The organism is Frigoribacterium sp. AC512 (assembly GCF_979258295.1).
Genome location: NZ_OZ409850.1, coordinates 2127618 through 2151092 on the forward strand (window position 1 = coordinate 2127618; position 23475 = coordinate 2151092).

General features: G+C 71.4%; 21 protein-coding genes and 1 pseudogene. 7 read left to right on the top strand and 15 right to left on the bottom strand.

Features of this window, described 5'->3' with window-relative positions; genetic code table 11:
• Nucleotides 1-41: 41 nt before the first annotated feature.
• Complete coding sequence (locus ACZZ97_RS09665) at nt 42-164, bottom strand: hypothetical protein (RefSeq protein ID WP_255416193.1); 123 nt, start codon at nt 162-164, stop codon at nt 42-44.
• Nucleotides 165-408: 244 nt separating this feature from the next.
• Here ACZZ97_RS09665 and ACZZ97_RS09670 point away from each other — a divergent pair, with 244 nt between their 5' ends.
• Nucleotides 409-1323: a LysR family transcriptional regulator gene (locus ACZZ97_RS09670; RefSeq protein ID WP_123548134.1), complete on the top strand. Its 915-nt coding sequence runs from the start codon at nt 409-411 to the stop codon at nt 1321-1323.
• Nucleotides 1324-1369: 46 nt separating this feature from the next.
• On the opposite strand, the gene ACZZ97_RS09675 is transcribed toward ACZZ97_RS09670, so the two are convergent.
• The gene (locus ACZZ97_RS09675; protein ID WP_463473788.1) at nt 1370-1768 is read right to left on the bottom strand and encodes a Sec-independent protein translocase family protein; all 399 of its coding nucleotides are present in this window, start codon (nt 1766-1768) and stop codon (nt 1370-1372) included.
• Between the two features lie 68 nt (nt 1769-1836).
• Between ACZZ97_RS09675 and ACZZ97_RS09680 the strand changes: the two genes are divergently transcribed.
• Nucleotides 1837-2463, top strand: coding sequence for an O-methyltransferase (locus ACZZ97_RS09680; protein ID WP_463473005.1), 627 nt, complete (start codon nt 1837-1839; stop codon nt 2461-2463).
• 100 nt (nt 2464-2563) lie between these two features.
• Here the strand turns inward: ACZZ97_RS09680 and ACZZ97_RS09685 are convergent, their stop codons facing one another.
• From ACZZ97_RS09685 to dapE, 3 genes are all read right to left on the bottom strand, one after another.
• Nucleotides 2564-2734, bottom strand: coding sequence for a DUF3117 domain-containing protein (locus ACZZ97_RS09685; RefSeq protein ID WP_123548132.1), 171 nt, complete (start codon nt 2732-2734; stop codon nt 2564-2566).
• 85 nt (nt 2735-2819) lie between these two features.
• Entirely contained in the window at nt 2820-4094 is a 1275-nt protein-coding gene (locus tag ACZZ97_RS09690) for a hypothetical protein (RefSeq protein ID WP_463473006.1), read from the bottom strand.
• Nucleotides 4079-5155 carry a succinyl-diaminopimelate desuccinylase gene (dapE, locus tag ACZZ97_RS09695; protein ID WP_463473007.1) on the bottom strand — a complete coding sequence of 359 codons (1077 nt, stop codon included), beginning with the start codon at nt 5153-5155 and terminating at the stop codon, nt 4079-4081. Before dapE ends, ACZZ97_RS09690 begins: the two co-directional genes overlap by 16 nt.
• A 71-nt stretch (nt 5156-5226) precedes the next feature.
• On the opposite strand from dapE, the gene dapD reads away from it, so the two are divergent.
• Nucleotides 5227-6195: a 2,3,4,5-tetrahydropyridine-2,6-dicarboxylate N-succinyltransferase gene (gene dapD / locus ACZZ97_RS09700; RefSeq protein ID WP_463473008.1), complete on the top strand. Its 969-nt coding sequence runs from the start codon at nt 5227-5229 to the stop codon at nt 6193-6195.
• A 93-nt stretch (nt 6196-6288) separates the two neighbouring features.
• Here the strand turns inward: dapD and ACZZ97_RS09705 are convergent.
• The 4 genes and pseudogenes from ACZZ97_RS09705 to ACZZ97_RS09720 all read right to left on the bottom strand — a co-directional run bounded on the left by ACZZ97_RS09705 (nt 6289) and on the right by ACZZ97_RS09720 (nt 10434).
• Nucleotides 6289-7582: pseudogene (locus ACZZ97_RS09705) on the bottom strand (citrate synthase).
• A gap of 16 nt (nt 7583-7598) precedes the next feature.
• Complete coding sequence (gene dapC / locus ACZZ97_RS09710) at nt 7599-8699, bottom strand: succinyldiaminopimelate transaminase (protein WP_463473009.1); 1101 nt, start codon at nt 8697-8699, stop codon at nt 7599-7601.
• A 13-nt stretch (nt 8700-8712) separates the two neighbouring features.
• Complete coding sequence (gene fdxA / locus ACZZ97_RS09715) at nt 8713-9039, bottom strand: ferredoxin (RefSeq protein ID WP_123548127.1); 327 nt, start codon at nt 9037-9039, stop codon at nt 8713-8715.
• Nucleotides 9040-9078: 39 nt separating this feature from the next.
• Nucleotides 9079-10434 (bottom strand): PIG-L family deacetylase, encoded by a 1356-nt coding sequence (locus tag ACZZ97_RS09720; RefSeq protein ID WP_463473010.1) that lies wholly within the window; start codon nt 10432-10434, stop codon nt 9079-9081.
• A 134-nt stretch (nt 10435-10568) separates the two neighbouring features.
• On the opposite strand from ACZZ97_RS09720, the gene efeU reads away from it, so the two are divergent.
• From efeU to efeB, 3 genes are read left to right on the top strand one after another with little or no spacing between them, the layout of a single operon-like run.
• Nucleotides 10569-11462 (top strand): iron uptake transporter permease EfeU, encoded by an 894-nt coding sequence (gene efeU, locus ACZZ97_RS09725; RefSeq protein WP_463473011.1) that lies wholly within the window; start codon nt 10569-10571, stop codon nt 11460-11462.
• Complete coding sequence (efeO, locus tag ACZZ97_RS09730; RefSeq protein WP_463473012.1) at nt 11459-12652, top strand: iron uptake system protein EfeO; 1194 nt, start codon at nt 11459-11461, stop codon at nt 12650-12652. The genes efeU and efeO overlap by 4 nt, the downstream gene beginning before the upstream one ends.
• A 20-nt stretch (nt 12653-12672) precedes the next feature.
• Nucleotides 12673-14022, top strand: a complete 1350-nt coding sequence (efeB, locus tag ACZZ97_RS09735; RefSeq protein WP_463473013.1) for an iron uptake transporter deferrochelatase/peroxidase subunit — start codon at nt 12673-12675, stop codon at nt 14020-14022.
• Nucleotides 14023-14100: 78 nt separating this feature from the next.
• Here efeB and ACZZ97_RS09740 read toward each other — a convergent pair whose 3' ends face one another.
• The 6 genes from ACZZ97_RS09740 to ACZZ97_RS09765 form a co-directional block, all read right to left on the bottom strand.
• On the bottom strand, nt 14101-14619 hold the full coding sequence (locus ACZZ97_RS09740) for a hypothetical protein (RefSeq protein WP_463473014.1): 519 nt from the start codon (nt 14617-14619) through the stop codon (nt 14101-14103).
• Between the two features lie 191 nt (nt 14620-14810).
• Nucleotides 14811-16721, bottom strand: coding sequence for a translational GTPase TypA (gene typA / locus ACZZ97_RS09745; protein WP_123548121.1), 1911 nt, complete (start codon nt 16719-16721; stop codon nt 14811-14813).
• Between the two features lie 167 nt (nt 16722-16888).
• A complete protein-coding gene (locus ACZZ97_RS09750; protein ID WP_314102179.1) occupies nt 16889-18646 on the bottom strand; it encodes an ABC transporter ATP-binding protein in 1758 nt (585 codons plus the stop codon).
• The gene (locus tag ACZZ97_RS09755) at nt 18643-19599 is read right to left on the bottom strand and encodes an ABC transporter permease (RefSeq protein ID WP_314102180.1); all 957 of its coding nucleotides are present in this window, start codon (nt 19597-19599) and stop codon (nt 18643-18645) included. Before ACZZ97_RS09755 ends, ACZZ97_RS09750 begins: the two co-directional genes overlap by 4 nt.
• Nucleotides 19589-20518, bottom strand: a complete 930-nt coding sequence (locus ACZZ97_RS09760; RefSeq protein WP_463473015.1) for an ABC transporter permease — start codon at nt 20516-20518, stop codon at nt 19589-19591. Before ACZZ97_RS09760 ends, ACZZ97_RS09755 begins: the two co-directional genes overlap by 11 nt.
• Before the next feature lie 142 nt (nt 20519-20660).
• Nucleotides 20661-22283, bottom strand: coding sequence for a peptide ABC transporter substrate-binding protein (locus tag ACZZ97_RS09765; RefSeq protein ID WP_463473016.1), 1623 nt, complete (start codon nt 22281-22283; stop codon nt 20661-20663).
• Nucleotides 22284-22545: 262 nt separating this feature from the next.
• Here ACZZ97_RS09765 and ACZZ97_RS09770 point away from each other — a divergent pair, with 262 nt between their 5' ends.
• Nucleotides 22546-23394, top strand: coding sequence for a CPBP family intramembrane glutamic endopeptidase (locus ACZZ97_RS09770; protein WP_463473017.1), 849 nt, complete (start codon nt 22546-22548; stop codon nt 23392-23394).
• Nucleotides 23395-23475 lie beyond the last annotated feature (81 nt).

The following is a 23475-nucleotide window of genomic DNA, read 5'->3' on the forward strand; positions in this document are numbered from 1 at the left end:
CCAGCACGGACCGACGGCGAGGGGAGGCGGCGACGAGCCGACTAGGACCAGCGGGTGAAGGTGCGGGTCGGGATGGCACGGTAGCCGTCACGGGCGACCGCGACGACGGATCCGACGATGCCGATGCTCGCGGCGACGGCCAGGACGATGATTCCGGTGAACATGTTCTTCTCTTTGTCTGCGCTGTCGCGCGGTGTGGGCAGGACGATCGACCGCCTCCTCGACCGGTGTCGTGCAGGGCACGACGACAGGTCTCGTAGGCGGTCGGTCAGCCTCGTTGCGGATGCTCGGGACCAGGTCGACCGAGCGGAGAGGGCATGGGGTCCCTCTGATGACAAAGACAAGTCTGCGCCTTCACAAAGGGAAGCACAACCATGCTTTTCTACCGTGACACCGTAGAATCGCTACATGGACGTCAAGAGGCTCGAACTGCTCCGTGAGCTCGCCGAGCGAGGCAGCATCGCCGCCGTCGCCAAGGCGACGCACCGCACCCCGTCGGCCGTCTCGCAGCAGCTGAAGGTCCTCGAGAAGGAGGCCGGGGTCGCCCTGACCGAGCGGGTGGGCCGAGGCGTCGTCCTGACGGGCTCGGGCCGCGTCCTCGCCCAGACCGCCACCGACGTGGCCGTGGCCCTCGAGCGCGCCCAGGCCGTCTGGGCCGACTTCGTCGCGACGCCCCAGGGTGAGGTCACCCTCGCGACCTTCCCCACCGGCGGGCAGATGCTGCTGCCGGGCCTGCTCCGGACCATCGCCGAGACCCCGGGCCTCACGGTCGTGGCCACCGACCACGACCCGTCCATCCTCGAGTTCGCCGACCTCGCCGCCGACCACGACGTCGTCGTCGCGCACTCCCCCGACGGGCGCGCCTGGCGCGGGCGCGGGCTCGTGACGGTCCCGCTGCTCACGGAGCCCCTCGACGTGGCGCTGCCGGCCGACCACCGCCTCGCGGGACGAGCCTCGCTCTCCCCGGGCGACCTCGAGGGCGAGACCTGGATCGGGGTCCCCACCGACTTCCCGTTCGAGTGGGTCTACCGCGAGATCGAGCGCGTCACGGGCAGCCCCGTGCGCGTCGCCCAGCGCTTCAGCGACACCAAGGTGACCGAGTCGCTGGTGGGCGCCGGCCTCGGCATCGCCGTCCTGCCGCGGTTCACCGCGAAGGAGGCGCGGGACGACATGGTCCTGCTGCCCCTCGAGAGCATCCGTGCCGTCCGTTACGTCTCGGTGCTGATGCGTCGCGACCGGGCGGAGCGACCGTCGGTCCGCCGCGTCGTCGACGCCCTGCGCGCGGAGGCCTCGCGGGTCGCCGCGCTGCACGGCGGGGTCTGACGGGGTGCCGCCGGGGCTGAGCCGCGCGACCGGGAGCGGGACAGGGCTAGGTCGCCTCGGCGTCCCACGGGGGGACCTCGCCGACGGCCAGCGGCTCGGGCTCCGGCCGCGGGCCGCCGCCGGGGAGCCCGACCGACACGGCAGCCGCCGCCGGGGCCATCGCGCCCGACACCGGCTTCGTGGCCGCCTCGGGGGCGTCGAGGAGGGCGTCGCGGATGATGCGCCGCGGGTCGTACTGCCGCGGGTCGAGCTTCTGCCACTCGACCTCGTCGAACTCGGGCCCCATCTCGTCGCGCATGCGGGCCTTGGCGCCGTTGGCCATGTCGCGCAGGCTGCGGACGAGCTGGGCCAGCTTCGAGGCGTAGCCGGGCAGGCGCTCGGGGCCGAGGAGGAAGACGGCGAGCACGCCGATCACCAGCAGCTTGTCGAACGTCAGACCGAACAGGGACACGCATGCAGACTAACGTCTGCCCCCGACAGCCAGCCCCTAGGCTTGGGCACCGAGGAGTGAGTGTGTCGCAGATCGAATCGAGCTGGAAGTTCGCGGAAGAACTCGTGACGGAGAGCGGACCGCTGGCCGAGGCTCGGCAGCACTCGCTCGAGGTCGGGGTCGAGGCCGTCTCCCCCGCCGTGGGCGCGCAGCTGGCCGTCGCCACCGCCTCGTCGCGGGCCCGCAGCATCATCGAGATCGGCACCGGCGTGGGCGTCAGCGGCCTCTGGCTGCTCGCCGGTGCGCCCGACGCGACCCTCACCTCCATCGACCGCGAGATCGAGCACCAGCAGGCGGCGCGCGACGCCTACCTGCGCGGCGGCGTGCCCGCCGCCCGGGTGCGCCTGATCACCGGCCGCGCCGCTGAGGTGCTGCCGCGCATGAACGAGAACAGCTACGACGTCGTCTTCGTCGACGCCGACCCCGGCTCGGTCATCGAGTACGTGGAGCACGGCATCCGGATGGCCCGCCCCGGCGGCCTCGTGCTCGTCGCGCACGCACTCTGGCACGGCGCGGTCGCCAACCCGGCGAGGCGCGATGCGACGACGACCGGGTTCCGCACCCTGCTCACCGAGGTCTCGACCTCGCCCGCCGTGATCAGCTCCCTGTCGACGGCCGGCGACGGCCTGCTCCAGCTCGTCAAGCGCTGACGGCCCCGAGCCCGGTGCAGGGCTCTCGCCGTCCGCACGCACGCCGACGCCCCGCCGGCCTGGGCCGACGGGGCGTCGAGGGTGATGCGGGAGGTCGTGCCTAGTCGCCGACGACGTTCGCCAGCGCGTCGTGGAGCTCTCGTGCTTCGTCGTCGTTGACCGACACCACGAGGCGGCCGCCACCTTCGAGCGGAACACGCACGATGATGAGGCGGCCCTCCTTCACGGCCTCCATAGGCCCGTCGCCGGTCCTCGGCTTCATGGCTGCCATCAGATAGTCCCCTTTCGCGAAGATTCAGATCCCATTATCCGTGATTGTGCGGCTGACACCTAAACAAGAGGAGGCGTCACCCGGCTCACGGGGGCGTCCAGTCGTACCCGTCCACCCACCAGCACCAGTCGATCCAGAGCCACTGGCCCGCCACGGCGAGCAGCACGACCGCGACTCGCCAGACCCTCGAGCGCGGCAGCGCGAGCACTCCGAGCAGCGGGAACAGCGGCATCAGCAGGCGCCAGGTGCTCGACTGCGGGAAGAACACGGCGAGCAGGTAGAGCGCGTAGGCGAGGCTCCACAGCCGGAGGTCGACGCCGAGTCGTCGTCCCCACGGGCCCAGCAGGAGCACTCCGAGGGCGATCAGCGAGATCACCAGCAGAGCCACCCCCAGACCACCCGGCAACCACCAGTTCGCCCCCTCGATCCAGGGCGTGAACGGCACCAGCGGGCCGTAGCCGATGTACGCCGAGCGCCAGGCGAGCTCCGTCTCGGTGTACGCGTCGAGCCTGCCGGTGACGAGTCCGGCCACGAGCAGCCAGCCGACCCCGAAGACGGCCGTCGCCACCGTGGCCGTCCCCGCGGCGAGCATCTCGCGGCCGGGGAACGGGTCGTCGCGTCGACGCCACCAGCGCCAGATCGTGTGCAGGCCGAGCGCGAGGGCCAGCGGGAGGGCACCCGGCCGGGTGAACGACATGACCAGCACCACCGGCAGCATCGCCACGTAGCGCCGCTGCAGGAGCAGCAGCAGGGCCGCACAGAGCAGGAACAGGAACATCGACTCGGCGTAGGCGACCTGCAGCAGCGGCGACAGCGGCGAGGCGCAGAACAGCACCACGCCGAAGAGCGCGGTGCCCTCGGGCAGCACGTGTCGGAGGAGCTTGTAGAACAGGAGGGCCGTGCCGCCCGCGAAGACGGTCGACACGACCACGGCGAGGGTCGCGAAGGAGGCGCCGGTCAGCTCCATGAGACCGCGGACGAGCATCGGGTAGGCCGGCATGAACGCCCACGCGTTCTCGGCGACGTGGCCCGTCTCGGTGAGCGGCAGCGTCGACGGGTACCCGACCGCCGCGATGATGTAGTACCAATGGCCGTCCCAGATGCTGGCGAAGCTCGCGTAGTCCGGGCTGGCGAGCGTCCAGGCGTTCGCTCCCTGGCGCTGCGCGAAGCTGACGAGCAGGGCCGTGCTGACCACGCGCGAGACGGCGAAGACGCCGAGCACGCGGGCCCACCAGGGCAGCAGCCGCCAGCGGACGGTCAGCCAGCGGCGTGCGTCAGAGCTGCGCGAGGCCCGATCGGTCGACGACGACGCACGGGTCGACGACGCCGGGGACGGCCGCGTGGTCAGGCCGTCAGCCACGCCCGCAGTCCGCGCTCGTTGTCGAGGATCTGCTGCACGGGCACGCGCTCGTCGTCGTGGTGGGCCAGCAGCGGGTCGCCGGGGCCGTAGTTGACCGCGGGCACGCCGAGGGCGGAGAAGCGCGCGACGTCGGTCCAGCCGTACTTCGGCTTCGCCTCGCCGCCGACGGCCTCGAGGAACTGCTGGGCCAGCGGAGCGTCGAGGCCGGGACGGGCGCCCGGTGCCAGGTCGACGATCGTCACGTCGAAGCCGGCGAAGAGCTCACGGACGTGCGCGACGGCCTCGTCCGCGCTGCGGCTCGGCGCGAAGCGGTAGTTGACGTGCACCATGCACTCGTCGGGGATGACGTTGCCGGCCACGCCGCCGGTGATCCCGACGGCGTTCAGCCCCTCGCGGTAGACGAGCCCGTCGACCTCGACCTCGCGCGCCTCGTACGCCGCCAGCACGTCGAGGATCGGGGCGGCCGCGTGGATGGCGTTCGAGCCCACCCACGACCGCGCGCTGTGCGACCGGGCGCCGAAGGTGCGGATCTCTGCCCGCAGGTTGCCGTTGCAGCCGCCCTCGACCTCGCTGCGGGTGGGCTCGCCGAGGATGGCGAAGTCGGCCTCGAGGAGGTGCGGGTGCAGCCGTGCGAGCCGGCCGAGCCCGTTGAGGGCGTCCGACACCTCTTCGTGGTCGTACCAGACCCAGGTGACGTCGACCACGGGCTCCGTGAGCTCGACCGCGAGTCGGAGGTGGACGGCGCTGCCCGCCTTCATGTCGACGGTGCCGCGGCCCCACAGGTACTCGACCCCGTCGTCGTCGGTCTCGAACCGGGTGGGCAGGTTGTCGTTCAGCGGCACGGTGTCGATGTGCCCGGCGATCACCACTCGGCTGGCGCGGCCGAGCTCGGTGCGGGCGACGATCGCGTCGCCGTCGCGGAACAGCGTGAGGTGGTCGCGCCCCTCGAGGGCCTGCCAGATCGAGTCGGCCACCGCCTGCTCGTTCCCGGAGACGGACTCGACGTCGCAGAGCTGGCGGGTGACGTCGACGGCGGACACGCTCAGGTCGAAGGGCGGCATGGACCCGAGTGTAGGGCCGGTGCCCGGCAGGTCGCCGGGCGGCGCCTCCCCGCCGCCCTACGATCGAGGGCATGACCACGGACACCTCCGCCGCCACCCACGCCCACGGGTACGGGCTCGCCACCGTCGCCAGCGACGGCAGCACGCTCGACACCTGGTTCCCCGCGCCGTCGCTCGGGCGGCTGCCCGCCGACCGCGACCCGGCCCTCGTGCCCGCCGAGATCGCGGACGCCGCCGGGCCCGACGCCCGTCGAGGCGTCGACCTCGTCCCGGTGACCGTCGAGATCGAGCTCGCCACGCCTCCTGCGTCGACCCCCGACGCCTACCTGCGGCTGCACCTCCTGAGCCACCTGCTCGTCGCGCCGAACTCCATCGACCTCGACGGCGTCTTCGGCCACCTGCCCATCGTCGTCTGGACCAACGCCGGACCGGTGCACCCCGACGACTTCACCCGCCTCCGCCCGTCGCTGCAGCGCGCCGGCATCGCGACGACGGGCATCGACAAGTTCCCGCGGATGCTCGACTACGTCACTCCCGACCGCGTGCGCATCGCCGACGCCTCGCGCGTGCGCCTCGGCGCCCACCTCTCGCCCGGCACCACCGTGATGCACGAGGGCTTCGTCAACTTCAACGCGGGCACGCTCGGCGCGTCGATGGTCGAGGGCCGCATCTCGCAGGGGGTCGTCGTCGGCGACGGGTCGGACATCGGAGGCGGCGCCTCCATCATGGGGACCCTGTCGGGAGGCGGCACCCAGCGCATCACCATCGGCGAGCGCGCGCTGCTCGGCGCCAACGCCGGCATCGGCATCGCGATCGGCGACGACACCGTCGTCGAGGCCGGCCTCTACGTCACGGCGGGCACCAAGGTCGTCGTCGTGGGCGGGACGCCGACGAACGACGGCAAGCAGCAGACGGTCAAGGCCGTCGAGCTCTCGGGCCGCCCGGGGCTGCTGTTCCGCCGTAACTCGGTGACCGGCGCCGTCGAGGTCCTGCCGCGCAAGGGCCACGGCATCACGCTCAACTCGCAGCTGCACGCGTAGCCGCGACGACAGGACGGGCGGGTCCGTCGTCCCCGGGTCGTCATCGACGCCCGGTCGCGACGGACCCGCCCGTCTGCGTTGCTGGTGCCGCTGCTAGCGCTGCGGCCAGTCGCGCTGGGTCTCGCCCAGGTAGAGCTGCTGCGGGCGGCCGATCTTGGTCGCCGGATCCTGGTTCATCTCGCGCCAGTGGGCGATCCAGCCCGGCAGGCGGCCGATGGCGAACAGCACCGTGAACATGCGCGGCGGGAAGCCCATCGCCTTGTAGATCACGCCGGTGTAGAAGTCGACGTTGGGGTAGAGCTTGCGCTCGACGAAGTAGTCGTCGGCGAGGGCGATGTCCTCGAGCTCCATGGCGATGTCGAGGAGGTCGTCCTTCACGCCGAGCGCGGCGAGCACCTCGGTCGCGCTCTCCTTCACGAGGCGGGCGCGGGGGTCGAAGTTCTTGTAGACCCGGTGCCCGAAGCCCATGAGCTTGACGCCGTCTTCCTTGTTCTTGACCCGCTCGACGAAGCGCTCGACGCCCTGGCCGCTGTCGCGGATCTCGGCGAGCATCGTGAGCACGGCCTCGTTCGCGCCGCCGTGCAGCGGGCCGTAGAGCGCGCTGATGCCGGCGGAGATCGACGAGAACATGTTCGCCTGCGTCGACCCGACGAGGCGGACGGTCGACGTCGACGCGTTCTGCTCGTGGTCCTCGTGCAGGATGAGGAGGCGCTCGAGCGCCTTCGAGAGGACCGGGTTCACCTCGTACGGCTCGGCCATCGTGCCGAAGTTCAGCTTGAGGAAGTTGTCGACGAAGCTGAGGGAGTTGTCCGGGTAGAGGAACGCCTGGCCGAGGCTCTTCTTGTGCGCGTACGCGGCGATGACCGGCAGCTTCGCGAGCAGGCGGATGGTCTGCAGCTCGACCTGGGCAGGGTCGCTGACGCTCATCGACCCCTCGTAGAAGGTGCCGAGCGCGCCCACCGCGCTCGAGAGCACCGACATGGGGTGCGCGTGGTGCGGCAGCGCGTCGAAGAAGCGGCGGAGATCTTCGTGCAGCAGGGTGTGGCGGCGGATGCGGGCGTCGAAGTCGGCGAGCTCGTCGGCGGTGGGCAGCTCGCCGTAGATGAGCAGCCACGCGGTCTCGAGGTAGGTCGAGTTCTCGGCCACCTGCTCGATCGGGTAGCCGCGATAGCGCAGGATCCCCTCGTCACCGTCGATGTAGGTGATCTTCGAGCGGGTCGCAGAGGTGTTCACGAACCCCGTGTCGAGGGTCGTGTAGCCGGTCTGCTTGGTGAAGCTCGAGATGTCGATCGACGAGGCACCCTGGGTGCTCGGCACGATCGGGAACTCGGCCGTCCCCCGGGAACTGCAGCGTGGCCTTCTGGGCGTCGTTGGCAGGATCAGTCACCCTGTCACCCTAGCGGTCAGCCCTGGAGGCGCTCCACGGCCCCGGCGATCCGCTCGTCCGTAGTCGTGAGGGCGACCCGCACGTGGCGGCCGCCGTCGACGCCGTAGAAGCTGCCCGGGGCGACGAGCACGCCGCGCTCGGCGAACCAGTCGACGCTCGCCCAGCAGTCCTCGTCGCGGGTGGCCCAGAGGTAGAGCCCGGCCTCGCTGTGGTCGATGCGGAACCCCGCGGCCTCGAGGGCAGGGGCCAGGGCCGCGCGACGGGCCCGGTAGCGGTCCTTCTGCTCGCGCACGTGCGCCTCGTCGCCGAGCGCGACGCGCATGGCCTCCTGCACCGGGGCGGGCGGCATGAGGCCGGCGTGCTTGCGCACGGCCAGGAGCTGGCCGACCACGTGGTCGCAGCCGGCCACGAAGCCGGCCCGGTAGCCGGCGAGGTTCGACTGCTTGCTGAGGGAGTAGACGCTGACGACGCCGCGCAGGTCGTCGCCGACGACCCTCGGGTCGAGGATGCAAGGCGTCGGGCTGTCGGCCCACTCGCCCTCCCAGCCGAGCTCGGCGTAGCACTCGTCGCCGGCGACGACGGCTCCGAGCTCGCGGCCGCGCGCCACCACCGCACGCAGGTGCTCGTGGTCGAGGACGGCTCCGTCCGGGTTGCCGGGGCTGTTGACCCAGATCAGCCGGGTCGACTCCGGCCACTCGGCGGGGTCGTCGCTGGCCAGCACGTCGGCACCGACGAGCGCCGCGCCGAGCGCGTAGGTCGGGTAGGCGGCGACGGGGTGCACGACGGTGTCGCCGGGACCGAGGCCGAGCCACAGGGCCATGCCCGCGATGAGCTCCTTGGAGCCGATGGTGGGCAGGACGTTCGCGTCCTGCAGGCCGGACACGCCCCTTCTGCGCTCGTACCACTCGGCGACGGCCGCCCGCAGCGCGGGGGTGCCGGCGACCTGCGGGTAGGCGTGGGCGTCGGTCGCGGCCGAGAGGGCCCTGGCGACGACGTCGGGGGTCGGGTCGACGGGCGAGCCGACCGAGAGGTCGACGATGCCGCCCTCGTGCCGGCGGGCGACGGTGGCCGCCGCCGCGAGCGAGTCCCAGGGGAAATCGGGCAGCGACAGCGCCATGACCGACCGGGGCCTAGGCCTGCGCGCCCTGCGGGGGCAGGGCGGAGATCACGGGGTGGTCACCCGCGATGACCCCGACCTTCGCCGCGCCGCCGGGCGAGCCGATCTCGTCGAAGAACTCGACGTTGGCCTTGTAGTACTCGGCCCACTTGTCGGGCAGGTCGTCCTCGTAGTAGATCGCCTCGACCGGGCACACGGGCTCGCAGGCGCCACAGTCGACGCATTCGTCGGGGTGGATGTAGAGCGAGCGTTCGCCCTCGTAGATGCAGTCGACGGGGCACTCGTCGATGCAGGCACGGTCTTTGACATCCACACAGGGCAGTGCGATCACATACGTCACGTTCGGGGGGTTCCCTTCACCTCGGGCAGAGGGTCCAGCCTAGCGCGCCGTCGGCTGGGTGCCGGCGGAGGAGGCGGTGGGCGCGGAGTCGGACGCGGTCGACGATGCGGCCGTCGACCCGGCGTCGGGCCCGGCGCCCCGCTGCGGCAGGGCGGGCCAGGCGATCACGACCATCGCGATCAGCAGGGGCCCGAAGGTCCACGCGTAGCCGGGACCGTTCGCCGGGACGAGCGCCGAGCCGCCCGCACCCGGCTGCGACAGCAGCGCCGCGGCGCCGAGCAGGCCGAGCGCGACCGCGACCGCGACGACCCTCGAGCCGAAGAGGAGGCGCATGCCGGCCAGCAGCGCCGCGGCCATCACCAGCGACAGCACGAGGCCGGACCAGATCGGCGTGCCGGCGACCGTGACGGTGCCCTGGTGGGCGACCGTGCCGAGGGCCCCGAAGACGGCCCCCGCCGCGAGGGCGAGCACCGTGGTCGCCACCCGGCCGCCGGTGCTCATGTCGGCGAACTCGGAGGCGCCGGCGGGGCCGGACGCTCGGGAGTCGGGCTCCGGCACGAAGCGGAACGACTCGCTCGTGCCCACGGGCTGGACCGCGCCGTGGGGGAAGAGGATCCCCGCTGCTCCCCGGGGCAGGTCGACGACCTCCACCTGCGTCCGATAGCGGCGCAGGGCGGCCAGACGGCGGGCCGTGGAGGCGCGGACGTCGACCGTGCGGACCGAGTCGTCGGCGGCGAGAGCCTCGGCCTCGGCACCCGTGGCCTGTTCGGCACCCGCGACGACGGCGAAGAAGGGCACCTCGGCCAGGCGCGCGACGCGCACGGCGGCCCGGTTGGCCCGGACGTGGTCGGGGTGGTGGTAGCCGCCGTCCTCGTCGTAGCTGACGATCGCCGTCGGCCGCACGGACTCGACCACGGCCTGCAGGTCGGACACGATCTCGCCGAACTCGGCCGCGCAGAAGGCGGCGCCGTGCAGGTCGGGGGTCGGGCCGGCCACGCCGTCCGACCGCCAGACCATGCCGCTGTCGCGGTAGACCCTCGCCGGCAGCCCGTGGGTGCGCGCCTCGGGGTCGCCGAGGAACCGGTGGTCGCGGACGCCGAGGTCGCGCATCGCCTCCGCGATCTCGCCCTCGCGGTGGGCGGCGAGCGCGGCTTCGTCACCGCGCAGCCGGGCCAGGTCGTCGGGCATGACCTCGCCGAGCTCGCCGCGGGTGCAGGTGACGATCGTCACCTCGGCGCCGGCGTCGACGAGGGCGGCGATCGTGCCGCCCGTCGCGATCGTCTCGTCGTCCGGGTGGGCGTGCACGAAGAGGACCCGCTCGGCCCGCAGGGCGGAGGGCTGGCCGGGGCGGGCGTCGCCCTGGCGGGCATCGGAGGCGGAGCCGAAGTACGTCATCACTGGACAGGATATGCCGCCCCGCACTATGGTCGGTCCGGCCCGAGAAGCTGGTGAGGTTAGCCTAACCAAACTATCCGGACCGGTCGCGGTCACCCCACCGCCGCACGCCCTCCTCTCGAAAGCCGTCGCCCGTGCTCGCCAACTACCTCATCGGACTCCGCGAGGGCCTCGAGGCCGCCCTCGTCGTGGGCATCCTCATCGCCGCCGTCGTCAAGCTCGGCCGCCGTGACGTCCTCCCCCGCCTCTGGCTCGGCGTCGCCGCCGCCGTCGTCCTCTCGCTCGGCCTCGGCGCCGTGCTCACCTTCGGCGCCTACGGCCTGACGTTCCAGGCCCAGGAGATCATCGGCGGCGGCCTCTCGGTCGTCGCCGTCGGGTTCGTCACCTGGATGGTCTTCTGGATGGCCCGGACGGCGCGCAGCATGCGCGGCGAGCTCGAGTCGAGCCTCGACCGCGCGATCGCCGGCGGAGCCTGGGCGGTCGTCGCGCTCGCCTTCCTGTCGGTCGGGCGCGAGGGCATCGAGACCGCCCTGTTCGTCTGGGCGACGGTGCAGTCGACCGGAGGCGGCGAGGCTCCCGTCGTGGGCGCCCTGCTCGGCATCCTCACGGCCGTCGCGATCGAGGTCGCGATCTACCGCGGGGTCGTCCGCCTCGACCTCCGTCGGTTCTTCACGGTCACCGGGTACCTGCTCGTGCTCGTCGCGGCCGGGGTGCTCGCCTACGGGGTGGGAGACCTGCAGGAGGCGGGCGTGCTGCCGGGCCGCACCTCCCTCGCCTTCGACGTCAGCGCCGCCGTGCCCCCGACGAGCTGGTGGGGCACCCTGCTGCAGGGCCTCGTCAACTTCACCCCGACGCCGAGCTGGCTGCAGGCGGGCGTCTGGCTCGCCTACCTCGCCGTCGTCGTCCCGCTGTTCGCGCGCGCCGCCCGCGGCCGTGCGCCCCGCCCGGCGGAGGCGACCACCGCCTCCCCGAGCGGCTCTCCCGCCGACCGACCCACCACCCGCACGACCGCAGGAGCACCACGATGACCCCTCGTCCCCTCGCCCTCGTCTCCGGAGCGGCGCTCGTCGCGCTCGCGCTGACCGGCTGCGTCGCGAACTCCCCCGGCGGCGCGGCCACGGCCGGCGCGACCGTCGTCACGGTCGACGGGAACGCCGACGCGTGCTCGCTCTCGGCCAGCACGGCGCCGAGCGGCCCCGTCACGTTCACCGTGACGAACACGGGCGACGACAACACCGAGTTCGAGCTGCTCGCCTCCGACGGCCTGCGCATCATCAGCGAGAAGGAGAACATCGGCCCGGGCACCAGCGCCTCGATGACCGTCGCGGTCCAGCCCGGCGACTACGTCACGGCGTGCATCCCCGGCCTCGTCGGCGAGGGCGTCCGGGCGCCGTTCACCGTGACCGACTCGGGCGCCGACGTGACGCCCGCGGGCACCGAGAAGGAGCAGGTCGACGCCGCGGCCGCCGCCTACCTCGGCTACGTCAAGGACCAGGTCGGGCAGCTCGTGCCCGCGACCCAGGCCTTCCTCGACGCGTACACGACCGGCGACGACGACCTCGCGCGGAGCCTCTACCCGACCGCACGCGCCCACTACGAGCGCATCGAGCCCGTCGCCGAGTCGTTCGGCGACCTCGACCCGGCGATCGACTTCCGCGAGGCAGACGTCGAGCCCGGCACCGAGTGGACCGGCTGGCACCGGATCGAGAAGGACCTCTGGCAGCCGACCGTCGACGAGAACGGCGGCGAGGCGTACACGCCCCTGACCGCGGACGAGCGCACCCGCTTCGCCGACCTGCTCACGGCAGACACGGCCGAGCTGCAGTCGGCCGTGACGGCGAGCGGGTTCTCGATCAGCATCGACACGATCAGCAACGGCGCCGTCGGCCTGATGGACGAGGTCGCCACCGGCAAGATCACCGGTGAGGAAGAGATCTGGTCGCACACCGACCTCTGGGACTTCCAGGGCAACCTCGAGGGCGCCCGCGTCGCCTACGAGGGCGTGCGCGACATCGTCGCCGACAAGGACCCGGAGCTCGTCGACCGCATCGACTCGCGCCTCTCCGCCCTCGAGGACCTGCTCTCGTCGTACGGCAGCCTCGAGGCCGGATACCCCTCGTACACGGAGCTGACGGACGCCGACAAGAAGAAGCTGAGCGACGCCGTCAACGCCCTGAGCGAGCCCCTCAGCGAGCTCACCTCGACGCTGGTCGGCTGACGGGTGCGCGAGGGCGGACGATGACGAGCGAGGAGGCGCGGGGCGCGACGAGCGAGACGGCCGGGGCCGACGGGACTCCGGGTCGCGGCGCCCCGTCGCGCGGGCTCTCCCGCCGCGGACTGCTGGGCCTGATCGGCACCGGCGTCGGCGCGGGCGCCCTCGGCGTGGGCGTCGGGGTCGGCGGCGACCGGGCCCTGCAGGCGCACGCGCAGGGCACCTCCGGCGCCGCGGCCCGCTACCCCTTCGCCGGCCGCCACCAGTCGGGCATCACGACCGCGGCCCAGGACCGGCTGCACTTCGCGTCGTTCGACATGGCCGCCGGCACCACGCGGCGGGACCTCGTCGAGCTGCTGCAGGACTGGAGCGCCGCCGCCGCCCGCCTGACGCAGGGCCTCGACGTCAGCGAGGCGGGGGCGACCGGAGGCTCGCCCCTCGCACCGCCGGACGACACCGGGGAGGCGACAGGGCTGCCCGCCGCCGGGCTCACGATCACGATCGGCTTCGGCCCCACGCTCTTCACGGACGCGACCGGGGCCGACCGCTACGGCATCGCCTCCCGGAGGCCCGCCGCGCTCGTCGACCTGCCGCACTTCTCCGGCGACCAGCTCGAGGAGGCGCTGACCGGCGGGGACCTGTGCGTCCAGGCCTGCAGCGACGACCCGCAGGTCGCCGTGCACGCCGTCCGGAACCTGTCGCGCATCGCCTTCGGCCGGGCCTCGCTGCGCTGGTCGCAGCTCGGCTTCGGCCGCACCTCGTCGACGACCCGCGGCCAGTCGACGCCCCGCAACCTGTTCGGCTTCAAGGACGGCACCGCGAACCTGCGCGCGGAGGACGGCGCGGCCGTCGAGCAGGGCGTCTGGGCCGCCGGAAGCGACGGCGCCGGCTGGATGGACGGCGGCTCGTACCTCGTCGCCCGCAAGATCCGCATGACCATCGAGACCTGGGACCACGCCTCGCTCGCCGAGCAGCAGACGGTCGTCGGCCGCGACAAGGGCGAGGGCGCGCCGCTGTCGGGCGGCTCGGAGTTCACGGCCCCCGACTTCTCGGCCGTGTCGGCGGACGGCTCAGGCCCCGCCATCGCCGTGGACTCGCACGTGGCGCTCGCCCACCCCGACCAGAACGACGGGGCGACCCTGCTGCGCCGTGGCTACAACTTCGTCGACGGCAACGACTCGCTCGGGCGGCTCGACGCCGGGCTCTTCTTCATCGCGTTCCAGCGGGACCCTCGACGCCAGTACGTGCCGATCCAGACGGCGCTCGCGCGGAACGACCGGATGAACGAGTACCTCAAGCACGTCGGCTCGGGCATCTTCGCCGTGCCGCCGGGGGCGAGCCAGGGCGGCTGGGTCGGCGAGTCCCTGCTGGGCTGAGGCGCGCCTCCTGCGGGAGGGCCCGGACGACCGCCCCGCAGGGCCTGGCCGACGCCTCGACCGGACAGGCGCGCCGAGCTAGAGGGGCGTGACGACGTAGGTCGCGACGACGGCACCGTCCGAGGACTGCGTCGTGAGCGTCAGCAGCACGCGGTACGTCGCCCCGGTGAACGTGCCGAGGGCGGTGTCGCCGTCGACGTTCACCCCGCTCGCCGTGTAGCCGGCGCCCTCGAGCTGGGTCTGGGCCGTGGCGAAGTCGTCGAGGCTTGCGACGGTGAGCTGGGCGACCCAGCCCGTGCCCTCGGGGCCCGCTCCCCCGCCGCGGACCGTGCCGTCGAGCAGCGGGACGTCGGTCGGGAACGACTCGGGCAGGGTGCCGTCGGTCGACACGCTCGCGCCGCCGAGCACGTCGCCCACCGCGTCCTCGACGGTGCCGCGCACGCTCTCGACGCCCTGGTCGACGGCGCTGCCCACGATGTTGTCGACCATCGAGCCCTCGCCGCACGCGGTCAGGCCGACGACGACCCCGCCGGCCAGCAGCACGGCGGAGGCGGAGCGGACGAGGCGGGTGCGGGGAGTGCGGGTCAGCGTGGTCACGGCGACGACCGTAGCGCCCGCCGCTGTGCGGAGCCGTGGAACGTGCGGCCCCTGCACCACCACGAGGACCGAGGCGTGGCACCGGGGCTCGGGACGAGAACGGGGGCCGGGCAGACAGCGAAGGAGGCGCCCCGCACTGCTGCGGGGCGCCTCCTCCGTGACCTGGCCGGGTCGTCCTGACCGGGTGCTGGTTACGCGTTCTGCTTCTTGAGGCGAGCCGTGCTGCGCTGGCGGGCGCTGGCGTCGAGCTCGACCTTGCGGATGCGGATGGCGTCGGGGGTGACCTCGACGCACTCGTCGTCACCGGCGAACTCGAGCGCCTCCTCGAGCGACAACACCTTGGAGGGGGTCATCGACTCGAAGTTGTCGGCCGTCGACTGACGCATGTTGGTCAGCTTCTTCTCCTTGGTGATGTTGACGTCCATGTCGTCGGCGCGCGAGTTCTCACCCACGACCATGCCCTCGTAGACCTCTTCGGTCGGCTGCACGAAGAACGTCATGCGCTCCTGCAGGTTGATGATCGCGAAGGGCGTGACGACGCCGGAGCGGTCGGCGATGATCGAGCCGTTGGTGCGGGTCGAGATCTCGCCGGCCCAGGGGCCGTAGCCGTGGCTGATGCCGTTGGCGATGCCGGTGCCGCGCGTGTCGGTGAGGAACTGCGTGCGGAAGCCGATCAGGCCGCGCGACGGGACGATGAACTCCATGCGGACCCAGCCCGAGCCGTGGTTCGCCATGTTCTCCATGCGGCCCTTGCGGGCGGCCATCAGCTGCGTGATCGCGCCGAGCCACTCGTCGGGCACGTCGATCGTCATGTGCTCGAACGGCTCCTGGAGCTTGCCGTTCTCGTCGCGGCGGGTGACGACCTGGGGCTTGCCGACGGTGAGCTCGAAGCCCTCGCGACGCATCTGCTCGACGAGGATGGCCAGCGCGAGCTCGCCGCGGCCCTGGACCTCCCACGCGTCGGGGCGTCCGATGTCGACGACCTTGAGCGAGACGTTCCCGATCAGCTCGCGGTCGAGGCGGTCCTTGACCATGCGGGCGGTCAGCTTGTGCCCCTTGACCTTGCCGATGATGGGCGACGTGTTGGTGCCGATCGTCATCGAGATGGCGGGGTCGTCGACCGTGATGGTCGGGAGCGGCCGCACGTCGTCGGGGTCGGAGAGGGTCTCACCGATCGTGATCGTGTCGAAGCCGGCGACCGCGACGATGTCGCCGGGGCCCGCGCTCTCGGCCGGGTAGCGGCTGAGGGCCTTGGTGATGAGCAGCTCGGTGATGCGGGCGTTCGCGACGGTGCCGTCGGCCTTGACCCAGGCGACGGTCTGGCCCTTCTTCAGGGTGCCGTGGAACACGCGGAGGAGCGCGAGACGGCCGAGGAACGGCGAGGCGTCGAGGTTGGTGACGTGCGCCTGCAGCGGGTGCTCGTCGTCGTAGGTCGGCGCGGGCACGTGCGTGAGGATCGCGTCGAACAGCGGCTCGAGGTCGTCGTTGTCGGGCAGCGAGCCGTCGGCGGGCTTGTTGACGGACGCGGCGCCGTTGCGGCCGGACGCGTAGACGACGGGCACGTTGAGGATGGCGTCGAGGTCGAGGTCGTCGACCTCTTCGCTCAGGTCGCTGGCGAGGCCGAGGAGCAGGTCCTGGCTCTCGGCGACGACCTCGTCGATGCGCGCGTCGGGACGGTCGGTCTTGTTGACCAGCAGGATGACGGGGAGCTTGGCCGCGAGGGCCTTGCGGAGCACGAAGCGCGTCTGGGGCAGGGGGCCCTCGGACGCGTCGACCAGCAGGACGACGCCGTCGACCATGGACAGGCCGCGCTCGACCTCGCCGCCGAAGTCGGCGTGGCCCGGGGTGTCGATCACGTTGATGGTGATCGGGCCGTCGGTCGCGTGGGCACCGTTGTAGAGCACCGCGGTGTTCTTCGCGAGGATCGTGATGCCCTTCTCGCGCTCGAGCTCGTTCGAGTCCATCATGCGGTCTTCGGTGTCGAAGTGCGCGTCGAACGAGTTCGTCTGCTTGAGCATGGCGTCGACGAGGGTCGTCTTGCCGTGGTCGACGTGGGCCACGATCGCCACGTTGCGCAGGTCGCTGCGGATGGCAGTCGCCATGGATGAATTCCTTACGAGAAGAGTCAGGGGGAGGTGGTCGGGACGGGGCCCGGCGGGAACAGTCTACGGCACGTGGTAAAGGGCCCTCCCCCGCGCTCTCGGCACGGTCGGAGGGCCCCTCCACAGGCGGGCTGATCGATGCGTCAGCCTCTCAGGGCGTCAGCCGCTCAGCGGCCGAACTCGAACTGCGCACCCGGGATGGCTTCGAGCAGCTCGCGGGTGTACTGCTGCGACGGGTTCGCGAAGATCTCGTCGGTGGTGCCCGACTCGACGATGCGCCCCTTCTGCATGACGCAGACGTTGTCGGCGATGAGCCGGACGACCGCGAGGTCGTGCGTGATGAAGAGGTACGTCAGGCCCAGCTCGGTCTGCAGGTCGGTGAGCAGGTCGAGCACCTGACCCTGCACGAGCACGTCGAGGGCCGAGACGGCCTCGTCGAGCACGATCACGTCGGGCTTGAGCGCGAGCGCCCTGGCCACGGCGATGCGCTGACGCTGACCGCCCGAGAGCTCGCCCGGGTAGCGGTTGACCATCGACACGGGAAGCGACACCTGGTTCAGCAGCTCGTGCACTCGGGCCTGGCGGCTCTTGTGGTCGCCGATGCCGTGCGTGACGAGCGGCTCGGCGATCGTGTTGCCGACGCTGTACATCGGGTCGAGCGAGCCGTACGGGTCCTGGAAGACCGGCTGCACGCGGCGACGGAACCCGAAGAGCTCCGAGCCCTTCAGCGCCCCGACGCTCTGGCCGTCGATCGCCACGGTGCCCGAGGTGATGCCCTCGAGCTGCAGCACCAGCTTGGCCACGGTCGACTTGCCCGAGCCCGACTCGCCGACGAGAGCCGTCGTCGTGCCGCGCGGGATCGAGAACGACACGTCGTCGACGGCCCGCAGCTCGGTGGTCTTGAAGCCGCCCTGACGGATCGCGTAGACCTTCGACAGGTTCTCGACCTTGATGAACTCGGCGTTCGTGCGGCCGAGCTCTTCGCGCTGACGGGCACGGGCGATCAGGTCCATGTCGTCCGCGCCCTCGTCGCTGACCTCGCCCGCGTGGCTGTGCGTGGGCTCGATCGTCGACTGGATGCGCCGGCTGGCGAGGCTGGGCGCCGCCGCCACGAGACGCTTCGTGTACGGGTGCTGGGGGTTGGCCAGGATCTCCTTCGAGGGACCGGACTCGACCACGCGGCCCTTGTACATGACCACGAGCTTCTCGGCGCGCTCGGCGGCGAGGCCGAGGTCGTGCGTGATGAAGAGCACCGAGGTGCCGTAGTCGCGCGTCAGCGTCTCGAGGTGGTCGAGGATGCGCCGCTGCACGGTCACGTCGAGGGCCGAGGTCGGCTCGTCGGCGATCAGCAGCTTCGGGTGCGACGAGAGGCCGATCCCGATCAGCACGCGCTGGCGCATGCCGCCCGAGAACTGGTGCGGGAACTGCTTGAGGCGCTGGTCGGCGTCGCCGAGCCCTGCCTCCTGCAGCACCTCGATCGCTCGCTGCCGCACCGCCTGCTTGCCGGTGGCGACGCCGTTCGCGCGGATCGCCTCCTCGACCTGGAAGCCGATGCTCCACACGGGGTTGAGGTTCGACATCGGGTCCTGCGGGACGTAGCCGATGTCGCGGCCGCGGATCGCCTGCATCTCGGCCGCCGAGGCCTTCGTCAGGTCCTTGCCCTCGAAGAGGATCTGACCGCCCGTGACCTCGCCGGTGCCCGGCAACAGGTCGATGATCGAGGTCGCGGTGGTCGACTTGCCCGAGCCGGACTCGCCCACGATGGCGAGGCGCTCGCCCGGCATCATGGTGAAGTCCACGCCGCGGACGGCGTCGACGTAGCCCGACTGGGTGCGGAACCCGATCTTCAGGCCCTTGATCTCGAGCAGGGGGGTCGCGCCGGAGGCGGTGGTCGCCTGCGCGGGTCGGGTGGAGGTGTCGCTCATCGACGGGCCCTCGCCTTCGGGTCGAGGGCGTCGCGCACGACGTCGCCCATCATCAGGAACGACAGCACCGTCACGCTCAGCGCGGCGGCCGGCCAGATCAGCGGCATCGGGGCGACCCGCAGGGACGACCGGGCGGCGTCGATGTCGTTGCCCCAGGACATGACGCCGCTGGGGAGGCCGATGCCGAGGAACGACAGCGTGGCCTCGGCCACGATGAACGTGCCGAGCGACACGGTCGCGACGACGATCACCGGGGTGATCGCGTTCGGCACGACGTGGCGCAGGAGGATGCGGAACCGCGAGACGCCGAGCGCCGTCGACGCCATCACGTAGTCGCTGCTCTTCGCGCCGAGCACCGAGCCGCGCATGATGCGCGCGATCTGCGGCCAGGCGAAGAGCGACAGCACGAGGGCGACGGTCAGCGGCGTGCGCGAGGGCAGCACCGACATGAGCACGATCGCGCCCAGCACGGTGGGGATGGCGAAGAAGATGTCGCCGATGCGCGAGACGATCGCGTCGAGCCAGCCGCCGTAGTAGCCGGCGAGGGAGCCGATCACGATGCCGACGATCGTCACGATGACCGTGGCGAGGAGGCCGACGGTCAGGGAGGCGCGGGTGCCGTAGATCACCCGGGCGTAGACGTCGAGGCCCTGCAGGGTGAAGCCCATCGGGTGACCGGCCTCGGGGCCGCCGTTGCTCGAGCGGAGGTTCGCGCCCGACGTGGGCGACGTCGACGTGAACAGCTGCGGGAAGACCGCGACGACGATGACGAGCAGGATGAGCACCGCGGAGATCCAGAACAGCGGGCGGGTCTTCATCGCGTCCCACGCGTCGTTCCAGCTCGAGCGGGGCTTCTCCGACTCGTCGACGGCGTCGACCGCCTTCAGCGGCGTGTCCTCGATCGGCGCGACGTAGTGGTCGGGCGAGAGGCCGGGGGTCGAGTTACTGGGCATAGCGGATCCTCGGGTCGAGAACGGCGTAGAGCAGGTCCACGAGCAGGTTGGCCAGCATGAAGATGATGACCATCACGGCGACGAACGACACGACGGTCGGGCCCTCGCCGAGCTGGATGGCGCGGTAGACCGTGCCTCCGACGCCCTGGATGTTGAAGATGCCCTCGGTGACGATCGCGCCGACCATCAGCGAGCCGATGTCGACGCCCAGGTAGGTGATGACCGGCACCAGCGAGTTGCGCAGGATGTGCACGCCCACGACTCGGCGGCGCGACAGGCCCTTGGCCGTCGCCGTGCGGACGAAGTCGGCGCTCATGTTCTCGGACACGGAGGCGCGGGTGAGCCTCACGATGTAGGCGAACGACACCGACGCCAGCACGATGGCGGGCAGGACGAGCTCGTTCCACGGCGCCTGCGAGCTCACGGTCGTCCGGAACAGGCCGAGCTGGATGCCGAACACGTACTGCAGCACGAAGCCGATGACGAACGTCGGCACCGAGATGAGCAGCAGGGACACGACCAGCGCGCTGTTGTCGAAGATCTTGCCCTTGCGCAGACCGGCGACGAGGCCGACCAGGATGCCGGCGACGGCCTCGAAGAGGAGGGCGAGCATCGCGAGGCGGAAGGTGATCGGGAACGCGCGGACCAGTTCGTCGATGACCGGACGACCGGAGAAGGTCGTGCCGAGGTCACCCGTGAACAGCCCGCCGATGTAGAGCAGGTACTGCACGATGAACGGCTGGTCGAGGTTGTACTGGGCGCGGATGGCCTCGATGACCGCCGGGCTCGGCTGCTTCTCGCCGAAGAGCGCCGCCACGGGGTCGCCCGGCAGGGCGAAGACCATGAAGTAGATGAGGAACGTCGCCCCGAAGAAGACGGGGATCAGCTGGAGGAGGCGCCGGCCGGTGTACCAGAGCATCAGGCCGCCTCGGATTTCTGCGCGTGCATGGATGTCGCAATCGTGTGGAGGAAGAGGTGGACGCCCTTCGGGGGGCCCGGGACAGGATGACCTGCCCGGACCCCCCGGGACGAGGAGAGAGGCTACGCCGCTCTCGGTGCGACTAGTTCTTGGTGACCTCGTAGAAGAGGGGCACCGAGTTCCAGCCGAACTCCACGTTGCTGACCGTGTCGGCCCAGACGCCGGTGACGTTCGAGTACCAGAGCGGGACGACGGGCAGGTCCTGGAAGAGGACCTCCTGTGCCTTCTGGAAGTCGGCGGTCGCGTCGTCGGCCGAGGTCGCCGCGGCGCCCTCGGACAGCAGGCCGTCGAACTCGGTGCTGGTGTAGCGGCCGTAGTTCGAGCCGGCACCGGTCTGGTACAGCGGCGAGAGGAAGTTGTACAGCGACGGGTAGTCGGCCTGCCATCCGGAGCGGAAGGCGCCGGTCATGGCGTCGTTGTCCTCGTCGTCGAGCAGCTCGGCGAAGGTCGGGTAGGACTGACCCTCGGCCTTGATGCCCAGCGTGTCGGAGATGCTGTTCGTCGCGGCGTCGACCCAGTTCTGGTGGCCGCCGTCGGCGTTGTAGGCGAGGGTGAACGTCGTGTCGCCGTAGGGCGAGATGGCGTCGGCCTCGGCCCACAGCTCCTTGGCCTTGTCCGCGTCGTACGAGAGCACGTCGGAGCCCTCGAGGTCGTCCGAGTAGCCGTCGATGACCGGGGACGTGAAGTCCTTGGCCGGCGTGCGGGTGCCCTGGAAGATGACGTCGGTGATGTCGTCGCGGTTGATCGAGAGCGAGATGGCCTGGCGGCGCAGCTTGCCCTCCTCCGTCGTGCCGTCGAAGTGCTCGAGGTACTGCGGGATGGTGAACGACTGGAAGATCGCCGCGGGCTGGTTGACGTAACGGTCCGCGAAGTCGCTCTGGTAGGAGGCGAACTGGGCGTCCGGGACCTGGTCGAGGATGTCGAGGTTGCCCGACAGTGCGTCGGCGTACGCCGCGTCCTGCGTGGTGTAGAACGTGATCGTCAGACCGCCGTTGACGGGCTTGCGCGGGCCGTCGTAGTCGGGGTTGGTGACGAGCTTGATGTCCTGGTTGTGCGTCCAGGCGCCTTCGCTCTCGAGCTTGTACGGGCCGTTGCCGACGGGGTTCTCGCCGAACGCGTCGACGTCGTCGTAGAACGACTCGGGCAGCGGCGAGAAGGCCGAGTAGCCGAGACGGAGGGGCCAGTCAGCGGCGGGCGCGGACAGCTCGACCGTGAACTCGGTGTCGCTGACGACCTCGAGCTGGAGGTCGCTGTCGGCCTCGGCGTCGTAGCCGGCGATGTTGTCGAAGAAGTACGAGGCGCTCTGGGCGTTGGAGACCTGAGCGGCCCAGTTCCAGGCCTTCGTGAACGACTCGGACGTGACCGGGGTGCCGTCGGTGAAGGTCTGGCCGTCCTTGAGCGTGATGGTCCAGAGCTGGTTGTCGTCCGACTCGATCGACTCGGCCGCGTCCATCTCGGACTCGCCGTCGGCGTTGTACGAGACGAGGCCCGCGAACACGGAGTCGATGATCTTGCCGCCGCCGACCTCGGTGGTGTTCGAGGGGACGAGCGGGTTCTGAGGCTCGTTGCCGTTGGTGGTGATGATGGCGCTGGAGTCGCCCGAGCCGCTGTCGCCCGAGTCCCCACCGCTGGCGCAGCCCGTGAGGACGAGTGCTGCCGTCCCCACGACGGCGATGGCCCCGAGGCCCATGCGCGTCTTCTTCAATGTTCCTCCTGATGCGGGAAAGGACGCAGCGGGGCCCCCATGAGCCTCGCCGCGTTGGATGCAGTCACCCTAAGCACCGGGCTCAGCCATCTCCAAACCCCTGGGGGAACGGTTACACGACGGAAACCAACTCGCCGGATCTTTGCGTCAGTGGGTGATCTGTTGCGCCGCGACTGCGAAGAGCGCAAGGATCCGCTGCGAGAAATCAGACAGCTGCCGGGTATCATCCGCGGCCGGCCGGAGCGTCCCGTACGATCGGCGCGTGAGCGACAGAGACGACACGCTACCGGCAACGCCGGGGCCGAGGCCACGCGACGGGACGGCCGGGCCTCTCGAGACGGGGCCGGGTCGACCTGGCAGGGCGCGCCTCCGCGCCGAGATCGCGATCGTGCTCGGGCTCTCGCTCGGCGCCTCCGCGGTCTACTCCGTGCTGTCGATCGCCAACCGGCTGACCCGCGACGAGTCGCTGTCGCAGCAGACGGCGACGCTCAACTCGTCGCTCAGCGACCGTCCGGTCTTCGACCTGATCTACCAGCTGGTCGGCATCGCCGTCGACCTCGTGCCCGTCGCGCTCGTGGCCTACCTGCTCTGGAACGAGGCCCGCCCGCACCTCAGACGGCTCGGGGTCGACTTCTCCCGTGCCGGCCGCGACGTGCTCGGCGGCGCGGGCCTGGCCCTCGCCATCGGCATCCCGGGGATCGGGCTCTACCTCGTCGGCAAGGCCCTCGACCTGACCGTCACCGTCGTCCCGACCGACCTCGCCGCACAGTGGTGGACCGTGCCCGTGCTGCTGCTCTCGGCGCTGCGGGCCGGCGTGACGGAGGAGGTCATCGTCGTCGCGTACCTCTTCGCCCGGCTGCGCGACCTCGGCTGGCGCACCTGGCCGATCATCGTCGCCGCCGCCCTGCTTCGCGGCAGCTACCACCTGTACCAGGGCTTCGGGGCCTTCGTCGGCAACGTCGTGATGGGACTCGTCTTCGGCTGGCTCTACACGCGGACCGGCCGGGTGCTCCCGCTGGTCGTCGCGCACCTCCTGATGGACGCTGCCGTGTTCGTCGGCTACCCGTGGGCGGCGACGACCTTCCCGGCCGCCTTCGGCCTGCCTGGCTGACCCGAGGAGGCGACGGGCCGGACGCGAGGCGTGGCCTCCCCCGGCCACGCCGACGCCGATCTGCGCTGACTTGCCGCCCCG

Bases quoted from the DNA above. Each gene is read 5' to 3' on its own strand.
- ACZZ97_RS09665 (WP_255416193.1), bottom strand. From the start codon at position 164: ATGTTCACCGGAATCATCGTCCTGGCCGTCGCCGCGAGCATCGGCATC.
- ACZZ97_RS09670 (WP_123548134.1), top strand. From the start codon at position 409: ATGGACGTCAAGAGGCTCGAACTGCTCCGTGAGCTCGCCGAGCGAGGC.
- ACZZ97_RS09685 (WP_123548132.1), bottom strand. From the start codon at position 2,734: ATGGCAGCCATGAAGCCGAGGACCGGCGACGGGCCTATGGAGGCCGTG.
- dapE (WP_463473007.1), bottom strand. From the start codon at position 5,155: ATGCCGCCCTTCGACCTGAGCGTGTCCGCCGTCGACGTCACCCGCCAG.
- dapD (WP_463473008.1), top strand. From the start codon at position 5,227: ATGACCACGGACACCTCCGCCGCCACCCACGCCCACGGGTACGGGCTC.
- dapC (WP_463473009.1), bottom strand. From the start codon at position 8,699: ATGGCGCTGTCGCTGCCCGATTTCCCCTGGGACTCGCTCGCGGCGGCG.
- ACZZ97_RS09720 (WP_463473010.1), bottom strand. From the start codon at position 10,434: ATGACGTACTTCGGCTCCGCCTCCGATGCCCGCCAGGGCGACGCCCGC.
- efeO (WP_463473012.1), top strand. From the start codon at position 11,459: ATGACCCCTCGTCCCCTCGCCCTCGTCTCCGGAGCGGCGCTCGTCGCG.
- efeB (WP_463473013.1), top strand. From the start codon at position 12,673: ATGACGAGCGAGGAGGCGCGGGGCGCGACGAGCGAGACGGCCGGGGCC.
- typA (WP_123548121.1), bottom strand. From the start codon at position 16,721: ATGGCGACTGCCATCCGCAGCGACCTGCGCAACGTGGCGATCGTGGCC.
- ACZZ97_RS09750 (WP_314102179.1), bottom strand. From the start codon at position 18,646: ATGAGCGACACCTCCACCCGACCCGCGCAGGCGACCACCGCCTCCGGC.
- ACZZ97_RS09755 (WP_314102180.1), bottom strand. From the start codon at position 19,599: ATGCCCAGTAACTCGACCCCCGGCCTCTCGCCCGACCACTACGTCGCG.
- ACZZ97_RS09760 (WP_463473015.1), bottom strand. From the start codon at position 20,518: ATGCTCTGGTACACCGGCCGGCGCCTCCTCCAGCTGATCCCCGTCTTC.